The 7,813-nt window shown below is 44.5% G+C and carries 3 protein-coding genes and 2 pseudogenes; 2 read left to right on the forward strand and 3 right to left on the reverse strand.

The annotated features are described in order from the left end of the window. Positions 1 to 104: 104 nt before the first annotated feature. The 3 genes and pseudogenes from Q4B79_RS09450 to Q4B79_RS09460 form a co-directional block, all read right to left on the reverse strand. A complete protein-coding gene (locus tag Q4B79_RS09450; protein ID WP_303086170.1) occupies positions 105 to 2,204 on the reverse strand; it encodes a TonB-dependent receptor in 2,100 nt (699 codons plus the stop codon). Positions 2,205 to 2,461: 257 nt separating this feature from the next. Beyond that, positions 2,462 to 3,577: a tRNA pseudouridine(13) synthase TruD gene (gene truD / locus Q4B79_RS09455; protein WP_303086171.1), complete on the reverse strand. Its 1,116-nt coding sequence runs from the start codon at positions 3,575 to 3,577 to the stop codon at positions 2,462 to 2,464. 110 nt (positions 3,578 to 3,687) lie between these two features. Next, positions 3,688 to 6,315, reverse strand: a pseudogene (locus Q4B79_RS09460) (DNA translocase FtsK); the annotation flags it as partial. A gap of 245 nt (positions 6,316 to 6,560) precedes the next feature. Here Q4B79_RS09460 and trxB point away from each other — a divergent pair. Both trxB and Q4B79_RS09470 read left to right on the forward strand, forming a co-directional pair. Continuing rightward, complete coding sequence (gene trxB / locus Q4B79_RS09465; protein WP_303086172.1) at positions 6,561 to 7,505, forward strand: thioredoxin-disulfide reductase; 945 nt, start codon at positions 6,561 to 6,563, stop codon at positions 7,503 to 7,505. A gap of 181 nt (positions 7,506 to 7,686) precedes the next feature. Then, positions 7,687 to 7,813: pseudogene (locus Q4B79_RS09470) on the forward strand (hypothetical protein); the annotation flags it as partial.

The following is a 7,813-nucleotide window of genomic DNA, read 5'->3' on the forward strand; positions in this document are numbered from 1 at the left end:
TTGTCTTATCGGGTGGTGTTGACACATCAGGGGAGGGTGTATCGGAGGGAGGGGGGTTGTTAAAAAACCCCAACGTTTTGTTGGGGTTGGTGTATGGAGAAATATTAGTAGGTAAAATTCACGCCAACGCGGTACTCACGGCCAACACCTGGTAGGCCACTAATGGCGGTGTGTGAACGATAGTATTCGTCAGTGATGTTATTGACACTAAAATTAACGTTCATTTTGTCGTTGCCATAAGGTTTCCAGTTGGCGTAGACATCAGTGACATTGTAGCCGTATTTAATAAGCTCCAAATCGTTGAAACCGCGAGAGTTGCCAGTAACGCGATGATATTGCCAAGCACTTTGACCAGTCACGTCTTCTACTTTGCGGTGGTTTACACCAACTTCTAGATTGGGGTTATCAAAGCGATACGCCAATCCTGCTGTCCAAGTGCGTCCGATGGTATTACCAAATTCACGGTTGCTAAATGCTACTGGATTGCCACGAGCATCTGTTGTGCTGTGGTATTCAGGATTGCTTTCTGCAACACCCAATCGAGCGGTCAGACCTTTGTAGCGGTAGCGGGTATTGATTTCAAAGCCGTGATTTTTGCCATAGCCGACATTGGAAATGCCTGCAACAATTTCTGTGGAACCAGTTTCATCATGGCGAGTGATTTGTCCTGCTTGTAGCAAATTGTCAATTTCCTGCCAAAAATAGCTACCATCTGCTGAAAAATTGCCATGATTGAAGTTAAAGCCGATCTCAGTATTTTTGGCTTTTTCGGCTTTTGTACCATCTGCGATGGAGGTGTTTAATACGCCGACTCGTAATGCATCTACAAGACGTGGACTGCGGGTGGCATGATTATGAGTAACGTTTAAACTAAGACTAGGCAGAGCCTGCCAAATGATACCAACACTAGGACTTAGCGTGCCATCGGAGATTTTTTTACCACCAATAGCGTTATAGCTAAAATGGTCGTATCTCATGCCGCCCGTCAGGGTAAACTTACCGATGTCATTGATGATCTCGGTGTATACACCTGTATCTGTTTTGTCAGTTTGGTTAAATACACCATTGCTGGCTGTATGAGGTTCAATTTCTTGTTTGCGATAATTTACACCGTATTTAAATAGTGTGCCGTCGGTTAAATAGTTGTCAAGGTTTAGGTTTGCCCCTGTAGTCTTGACAACGGTGGTATTTTCATTCGCTGTGCGTCCTGCGTAGCCATTGTTCGAGTCATCAGAGGATTTGCGTTTGTTTTTCATTTGGTAAACATTGGCTTCTACCTTATCTGCAAAACCCAGATTGTTGCCAATGTATTCAAGGTTTGTGTTTTCAAGGGATAACTCACGATAGCGTGCTTCATTCCCTGCAAAAAAATCAAACTCTTCTCGAACGTAGCGTTCGCCTTTATTGGTGGTATTAAAATGACTTGCCACAAAACGGTGGTCGCCTAGATTGTACCCAGCTTTAATTAGGTAGCTTTCTTTGTCTAGTGCTGAATATGCTACTTTTTTTGAGCCATCATAAGGGCTGACGTACTCAGCTGCGGGAGCGTTACTGGTAATTTGGGCTGATTTGCTGCCAGCTTTGTAGTTTTTTTGATCAACTTCGTTGTAACTTACCAAGAAGTCAAAATTGCCTGCTTTACCAAAGCCAGTTACGCCATAGCTGGTTTCATCATTGGAGCTGTAGCCTGCATTGACTTTCACGCCCCAGTCTTTGTCGGTGTTTTTAAGAAGGTCATAAGCATCGATGGTTTTGGCGACAATCGCACCGTTGGTTGCACCGATGCCAGCCGAAGCAGAGCCTGCACCTTTTTGAACGCTGACAATTTTAACCAAACTAGGGTCAAGCATATGGCGACCTTGATGGTAGAGAATTTGGCTGTCTGAATAGGCGTTATCTACTTTAACATCAATGGAGTTTTGACCCATGCCACGAATGGTTAAATATTGTGATGTGCCGTTACCACCACTAAAATCAATGGCAGGCTCACCCTGTAACAGTCCACGTAGGTCGGTGGCGGTGGATTCATCTTTTTCTTGTAGGGTAACGACATTGGTTTTGACTTTTGTTCCTTGACGGTCAAGGTTAATGACCTCATGTCCTAGCTCTACGGTGGGTTCGTTGGTATTTGCCAATGCGACCATCGATGTCATCGTGCCAATCACGGCTAAGGTCAGATGACGCAACATAAATGCTTGTTTCATAAAATCACCTAAGAAGTAACAATAAGACAACATAAGCGTCTTATTTGGGGTTTGGTAGTAAGGTTAGTGATAATGCGGTAATAATAGTAACATGATTTTTTATGGAAGTAAATAATATTTTTTATCATTTGATATTTTTATGCTGTTATTAATCAATTGTTTTTGTATTTTTATGATAAATAAGAATAAAGCATGATAGATGGTTATCATGCTTTTGTGATTTCAATAATTAATTGGTAATTGATAAATAAAATAAATTATGAGAAGTTGGTAGGGCTATGAGTTTCAAGATGGCGGTCGTGCTTGTCGTGGAGCGTGTCACACAAAGCAAAAAGCACGCTGGTGGCAAATGTCCCACTAGGTAGACAAAAGCGTAGAGTAAGCGAGCCGTCATGCCATTGCCAACTTAGGTTTTGGGGGTGTAGGCGTAGAGGACGGTAAGTTAGTTTGGTGCCAACTTTTAAGAGACCTTGCTTGAATACCTCAAACGATGGTTGGTTTAGAGTGGTTTGGTAAATTGCCCAGCTTTCATCGCTGTTTTTTATCTCGCCCGCGCCAAATAGCGGTGCGGTGGGGTGAATGTCTTTTTGCTGTACTCGGCAAATGATTTCTTCATCAATAGAGGTACAAAAAATGGAATTTGTGCCATCTAGATTAAAGACATCGCCTTTAACTGCTTTGTCCCAATTATTAAGTTTTACCCTTTGGCTAAGTAGGGCGTTAAATATCAGACTCTTGGCGGTGGAGATGTAGAGGCTGTGGCGATTTATGTCTTTTTTGGACGGCTTGTAGGGTCGATGGCTGGCGAGTATTTTTTCAAAAAACTGTTTGGTTTTGTGAATGTTGTTATCGTTGATGCCAAATCGCTGTTGTCCAAAATAGTTGGGCACACCTATTTTGGCGATGAGCGATAACTGTGCCTCGATGGTATTTTTGTCGCCGATGACGTTATTTAGGGTGATGGTAAAGGTGTTGGATTTGTGCGTGCCACGTCCCAGTTTTTTGTGGTGCCAGTGCTGGCGTATGATGGCTAGTGCTTCGCCATTGTGCAAGTGAGGCGTGATGATGGATAAAGGGTCTGTCTCTGGTAGGGTTTTTTGAGGTAGTCGCAAACTAAACCATTGGTATGTCTTGGCGTGTCGGTCTTTTAATCCAGAATAGCCGACATCACGAAGGGGGATATTTGCCCATTTTGCCAACAGTTCTGCAACAAAAGCGGTGTTCATGCCAATCTTACAAACATAAAGCCACAAATGCTCGCCCTCTTCTGAGTGAGTGATGTCCATGTTTTCTTCTACGATAAAATCGTGGGGCGTGCTTTTAAAATTCGCAGAAATCATGGCGGGGTCAAAAGGGCGATATAGCATAATCATGGTAAATGACTCTTAAAAATTAAAACGCCTAAATTTGGGCTAGTGCAAGTTAAGTATTTTGGTTATTCCAAGTCAAACTTATACATTTAAGCATTTTGGCTGGCAAGGTTTTACATTAAAATTTGACGTTTGCCAGCATTGTCCATAGGACTAACCAGACCTGCTTCTTCCATCATATCCACGATGCGGGCGGCACGGTTATAACCGATACCGAGTTTTCGCTGAATGCTGGATATGGATACTCGGCGAGACTCCATGACAAAAGTAACCGCCTGATGATAGTATTCATCATCGCCACCTTTACCTAAGCCATCGCCTGTGCCTTCGCCTTCAAAGGTGTAACTGCTGGACAAGTCAATGTAATCAGGGCTACCACGCTCACGCCACGCATCACAGACACGATTGACTTCATTATCATCAACATAAGCACCGTGAACACGTCTGGGGGTATTTTCACTAGGACCGATAAACATCATGTCGCCATTGCCGAGCATGTTTTCTGCACCGCCCTCTTCAATGATGGTGCGACTATCGACTTTGGAGTTTACCCTTAGGGCGACACGTGATGGAATGTTTGCCTTGATGAGGCCTGTAACGACATTGACGGTAGGGCGTTGAGTGGCAAGCACTAGATGAATGCCAGCGGCACGTGCTTTTTGGGCGAGGCGTACGATGGGCTCTTCGGCGGTTTTACCAAGTTGCATGATCATGTCCGCAAACTCATCTGCTACAATGACAATGAGTGGCAGGGGTTTGAGTTTGGGGGCGGTCTTAATGCTGACATTTTCGTCTGCTCGCCATAGTGGGTCAAAAATAGGCTCGCCCAATTTTTCAGCGTTAATGACTTTTTTGTTAAATTCAGAAATTTTACGCACACGAAGCAGACTCATAAGCTGGTAGCGTCGCTCCATTTCGTTGACACACCACGTCAGGGCTGCTGTTGCCTCTGTCATGTCAGTAATGACGGGGGTTAGCAGATGAGGGATATCGCCGTAGTTGGCAAGTTCGAGTTGTTTTGGGTCGATGAGTACTAGTTTTAGTTCATCAGGGGTGTATTTAAACAACATAGAAAGCAAGATGGAATTGACAAAAACAGACTTGCCAGAGCCTGTCGTGCCAGCGACAAGCATGTGCGGTGCTTTGGCAAGGTCAGCGATGACGACTTTGCCACCGATGTCTTTACCGATGGCGACACCGATTTGTTTGTCTGGGTTTTTATAATCTGGCGTATCCAAAAGCTCGATAAGTCTGACCATCTCACGTTGTTTGTTGGGGACTTCAATGCCGATATAGGGCTTGCCAGGTATGACTTCCACCACACGCAGGCTTGCCATGGATAAAGAGCGTGCCAAATCCTGCGATGCACCTGTTACACGACTTGCCTTAATCCCTGCTGCCAGCTCCACCTCAAAACGTGTTACCACAGGTCCAACCATTGCACTAATGACGTTGGCTTTGATGTTGAATTCTCGAAGCTTGATTTCAAGTAATTCTGAGAGCATTTGCAATTCTTGCTTGGTGTAGCTTGGTTTGTTGATGTCAGGTTTATCCAAAATGGACAGTTCTGGAATGGGTGTTAAGCTCATGCGATGACTGAGCGTATCCATAGCATAGGAACGTGAGGGGTTTGGCTCATCAAAAATATCAGGCTTGGCAGGTGTGATGATCTGCTCGGTGGTATCGTCTGATAAATTCGATGAAGTTGATGTGGCTAATTCATCAATGCTTACTGTGTCGGATTTTTGGGTGTCGGTATCTAGTACATTCCAATGCATGTCAAAGACTTCGCTTTGACTAATGGACTGCGTTTGGTTGGTTTGTTTGTTTTGGTAGACAAAATCCGCCTCAATGCCGTGTTTGTCATTTACATCATCAACAACATTTTGAGAGTCATGCGTGGATAATGCCGGTGTATCAATAACATGATTATCTTGGTCGATGTCGTCAGAGTCGTGATTTAAGATTTCAATGAGTTCGTCATCTGCCATCAAATCAAATTTGGTGGTAGCATCTTCATCGTGAGGGGGTGTGGTGTCTGCATTTATTTGTGTGGTGTTTAAAGTGATGTTTTCTGCCTTTAAAACCACTTCATCAGCATGGATTTGTATGTGATTGGCGGTGTCATTCGTGAGTAGAGGCTCGCTGGGGGTGGATATTACCGTGTCAAAATGATTATCCTGCAAGTCTTGGTGGACTTGTGCTGGTACTGGCTTAGATGGCATGTCTGTGATGTTGGTGGATTTTTTGAGTCCCAGTATGCCCAAAAGTCCGCCCCATAGTCCAGCCCACGAAATCTCAAACACCAACATCATCACGACGGCACTAATTGCCACCAAAAATAACATGGTTGGAACAGCACCAAACAAAGAAAACAGCCCCTGATACAGCTCAACACCCATCACGCCACCAGAGGTAAGTGCTGCATCAAGACCCTCTGACCATTGCCAACCTGATAAGATACCGCTGATACATATCAGGATAAATCCATAAGATAGCACACGAAGTTGCCAGAGCATTTGTGATTTTCGCCACCATAAGAGTGCCAACTCGTATACCATTGCTATGACAAGCCACCATGCACCCACGCCAAAAAATACATGCAAAATGTCAGCGAGCCAAGCACCAACTCGACCGCCAACATTGCTAACCTCTTGACGTTCGCCCACGTGCGACCACGCAGGGTCTAGGACGTTATAAGAAAGTAAAGATAAAAACAAAAACCCCAAAACAAACGTACCAAACACGCTAAAAAACAAGCGTTTGGCAAGGGGCATCTGACGCAAGGCTTCGCTAAATGTTGGGTTGCTTAGGATTTTTTTCATGGTGTACGAGCGTTGAAACATAACCGCTTATTATATCGGATAATGGGTGTATTTATCAAATGTTTGGGGGATTATTTGGGGATTTGTCGTGGTTGAATGGCTTGCAATTTTTAAAATGAGCATTATTATAAGTCCATATTTTTTTATTTTAAGGCGTATTTATGACCATTCATCACAAACTCATCATCTTAGGTTCAGGGCCTGCTGGCTATTCGGCAGGCGTGTATGCTGCTCGTGCCAACCTAAATCCTGTCATCATCACAGGGCTACAAGTGGGTGGACAGCTGACCACCACCACCGAGATTGACAACTGGACAGGCGGACACGAGGGTCTGACGGGTAATGAGCTGATGGAGAACATGAAAGCCCATGCCGAGCGTTTTGGTACACAGCTCATTTATGACCACATTCACACCACTGACCTAAGCAGTCGCCCCTTTAAACTCATTGGTGATAATGATACTTATACCTGTGATGCTCTTATCATCGCCACAGGGGCAACGGCTCAGTATTTGGGTCTAGAAAGCGAAACTACCTTTATGGGGCGTGGCGTGTCAGCCTGTGCGACCTGTGATGGCTTTTTTTATAAAAACCGTAAAGTGGTCGTCATCGGTGGGGGCAACACCGCCGTTGAGGAGGCGTTGTATCTGTCAAATATTGCAAGCCATGTTACACTTGTGCACAGACGTGATGGCTTGCGTGCTGAAAAAATCATGCAAGACCAGCTCTTTGAAAAGGTCAAAAATGGCAACGTTTCTATCGAATGGAACAGTACTGTTCATGAGGTGGTGGGCGATGAGATGGGTGTTACAGGTGTGGTGATTGATACGCCAAACGGACAAAAGACACTTGATGTCATGGGGATGTTTGTTGCCATCGGGCATAAGCCAAATACCGCCATTTTTGAGGGGCAACTTGCCATGCAAGATGGCTACATCGTAGTCAAGAGCGGGCTTGATGGCAACGCCACCGCCACGAGCGTGGAGGGTGTGTTTGCCTGTGGTGATGTCGCCGACCATGTGTATCGTCAAGCCATCACGTCTGCTGGCACAGGCTGTATGGCGGCACTTGATGCAGAAAAATATTTGGATGGTTTGGCAAAATAACAACACAAAAGCAAGGCTGACAGTCTTGCTTTTTTTATTACAATGAAGACGATGATGGATTAACACTTGTTTACAAAAATGATACAAACAAGTGTTTGCTAACTGCTATGAATTTAGGCATTATAAAACTGTCTTAAATGGTTTTAAGACCTATTCTCTCTATGGTTATAAGGAAATTGTTATGCGTTATGCCAATCCCAGCACCGAAGGGGCAAAAGTCCACTTCAAATCCCAATACGACAACTTCATCGGTGGCAAATGGGTCGCCCCTGTGGACGGTGTCTATTTTGACGACATTTCGCCTGTGG

This window comes from Moraxella sp., assembly GCF_030525845.1.
Lineage (GTDB): Bacteria > Pseudomonadota > Gammaproteobacteria > Pseudomonadales > Moraxellaceae > Moraxella.

Bases quoted from the DNA above. Each gene is read 5' to 3' on its own strand.
- Q4B79_RS09450 (WP_303086170.1), bottom strand. From the start codon at position 2,204: ATGAAACAAGCATTTATGTTGCGTCATCTGACCTTAGCCGTGATTGGC.
- truD (WP_303086171.1), bottom strand. From the start codon at position 3,577: ATGATTATGCTATATCGCCCTTTTGACCCCGCCATGATTTCTGCGAAT.
- trxB (WP_303086172.1), top strand. From the start codon at position 6,561: ATGACCATTCATCACAAACTCATCATCTTAGGTTCAGGGCCTGCTGGC.